The 2,183-nt window shown below is 31.9% G+C and carries 3 protein-coding genes; all 3 read right to left on the bottom strand.

Features of this window, described 5'->3' with window-relative positions:
• Positions 1-107: 107 nt before the first annotated feature.
• The 3 genes from ACSSV5_RS12210 to ACSSV5_RS12200 all read right to left on the bottom strand — a co-directional run bounded on the left by ACSSV5_RS12210 (position 108) and on the right by ACSSV5_RS12200 (position 1,876).
• On the bottom strand, positions 108-542 hold the full coding sequence (locus ACSSV5_RS12210; protein ID WP_454246098.1) for a PH domain-containing protein: 435 nt from the start codon (positions 540-542) through the stop codon (positions 108-110).
• A 172-nt stretch (positions 543-714) separates the two neighbouring features.
• Positions 715-1,188, bottom strand: coding sequence for a hypothetical protein (locus tag ACSSV5_RS12205; RefSeq protein ID WP_454246097.1), 474 nt, complete (start codon positions 1,186-1,188; stop codon positions 715-717).
• 10 nt (positions 1,189-1,198) lie between these two features.
• A complete protein-coding gene (locus tag ACSSV5_RS12200) occupies positions 1,199-1,876 on the bottom strand; it encodes a hypothetical protein (protein WP_454246096.1) in 678 nt (225 codons plus the stop codon).
• Positions 1,877-2,183: the final 307 nt, after the last annotated feature.

The following is a 2,183-nucleotide window of genomic DNA, read 5'->3' as shown; positions in this document are numbered from 1 at the left end:
TAGACTTGTTAAGAAGAGCCGTATGATGGGAGACTATCACGTACGGTTCTGTGAGAGGTTTAGGGGTGAGATTCCCCTTTACCTACTCGACTTTTTCGTTCATATTTTTATTCGTTCGTAATTTTTATTTTACCATTTAATTCAAGTATTTTTTTCACAAAAGAATCGTTGGTTTTCGGACTAATATAAATCTCATTATATTTTTCATATTTTATTATCAATCCATTTCGAGCTGTTGCAGGTTTTAATCCAGACCAAAGTGTTTTTCCCATAATTATCTCGTGGATTTTGTCAATTTGAATTTTACCCCTTATAGGACCACTTTTATATTTTAATTCAGTTTGTGTTAGTTCATAATTCGTTCCCAAACCTAACCAAATTAAAAATCCTGCGACTGCCAACATAAAAATGTCAGTCCACATAAAATTATAATTCTCAATTCCATTAGAGAATATTCTATAGAGAATAATTCCAATAAAAAATCCAATTATGCTAAATCCTATTAATTGAAATAATATGTCTTTTCTACTCGTAAATTTCATTTGTAGTTCTGATTTTTAGCTTGCTTACAACGGTTTGCGTATATGGTTTGTGGCGGGCAAAAATGCGCAAATTTTTCGGTTAAGGTTTTAAGTTTCTAAAAATACAAAAACTTTGGGTTTGGCACTAATTCCGCCATAAACTATATACGCTGTTAGCACACGTTGAGTTCAGTTACAACTTTTCAAGTATTTCACAAAATGATAAGTCTTCATAACCTTCAGGCTTATCTAATTCCATATCATCTAATCTTTTGATTATATTTCTCTTTAAAGAGAAGCTAAAAGGTCTTTGAATCCGTTGTAGTTTGTCGTTTGATTTTATATAAATGAATGTATTGGCTTTACACTCACATAAATCTACATTATCACTACAAACAACATAAAAATTCGCTGTGGTTTTTAGAATCTTGAATGCCCTGATATTTGACTTTTCAGTCTTTTTAGTTAGAAAAAACTTGTCATCCTTGTAATCTAATATTAAATAAGGTAAGGTGTCAATTGATAAATCAACACCTTCCTTTTTTAACATATCTTTTATTGTTTCAACTTTATCGTGTGGTATTAACAAATTATACCAAACAGGGTCTATCTGTGCATAAGCTGAAAAAGTAAAAAATATAAAAAATATAAAAAATATTACTTTCATAATGTTCTCTTTAGTTTGCAAAAACATCCCATACACTAGCAAACCCTGAACTTGCTCCAATTGCACCAACGACACCACCAGCAATTCCACCAACAACTGTAGCAGAACCAGTAATTGCTCCAGCAGTGGCACCTACTGCATCCGCAACGCCAGTAAAAAATTTCTTCCAAAATGCTTTAGCTGTAATATCTCCTTGATCATAACGGTCATCCCAATAAGCTAAAGAATAACGACCTACCGAAGAAGTAATCAGGACATTTTCTATATCTTTTGGTTTGTGATTTTTTAATAAATTTGATTCAAATCGTTTTATTTCGCCTATTATATCACATAGGTTTTTTGCATCATATTTAAACATAATATCAAAAAGTTCAAATAAATACTTTTTAAGCTGATTATCTAAGTCAAGAGAATTAATAAAGTTTTCATACTCTCTTTGACTGTCAAGATTTACTATTGGTGTGGCGAATTGTTTTGAAGAGTAATTAGGTATTAATTCTTCTTTATATTTTTCATACAGCACATTGTCGCAAAGTTCATAAACTTCATCCAAAGACATTTTAGGATTACCTTTTTCTTCGATAATTGCCATCAATTGGTTGTGCTGTAAACCAGCTTCGTCAAATGGATTCTCCTTGTTTGGGATTTCGCAATTAACTTTTTGCTCCCATAATTCATACTTGTTCATAACATTTATTTTTTGATTCAATGCTGAAATTACGAAAAATTATTGTAAATACAATGCGTTTGTTGGTTTTAATGTGTGCTAACGGTCTCGGCTATGAGTAGTTGCGTGGTTTTGCAGTTAACTTTACAAGTACACACCAAACTGAAAATCCTCGCGGATTTTCAGAAGTAGGCGAGAACTAGCAATTACTTATAGCCATTGTTGGCAGTAGTGTTGTGTGTCCTGCGTTACTTGGGGATACAAGATAGTGATTAAGTTCATTGAAAACAAGTAACATAACTGTAATTGAGATGAGAGTCTCATTGGT

The sequence above is a fragment of the Psychroflexus sp. MBR-150 genome, assembly GCF_053628795.1.
Note: the sequence above shows the minus strand (reverse complement) of the source record. Positions and strands in the feature narration are given on the sequence as shown.

Excerpts from the sequence above, each read along its gene's own strand:
- ACSSV5_RS12210 (WP_454246098.1), bottom strand. The coding sequence starts at position 542 with ATGAAATTTACGAGTAGAAAAGACATATTATTTCAATTAATAGGATTT.
- ACSSV5_RS12205 (WP_454246097.1), bottom strand. The coding sequence starts at position 1,188 with ATGAAAGTAATATTTTTTATATTTTTTATATTTTTTACTTTTTCAGCT.
- ACSSV5_RS12200 (WP_454246096.1), bottom strand. The coding sequence starts at position 1,876 with ATGAACAAGTATGAATTATGGGAGCAAAAAGTTAATTGCGAAATCCCA.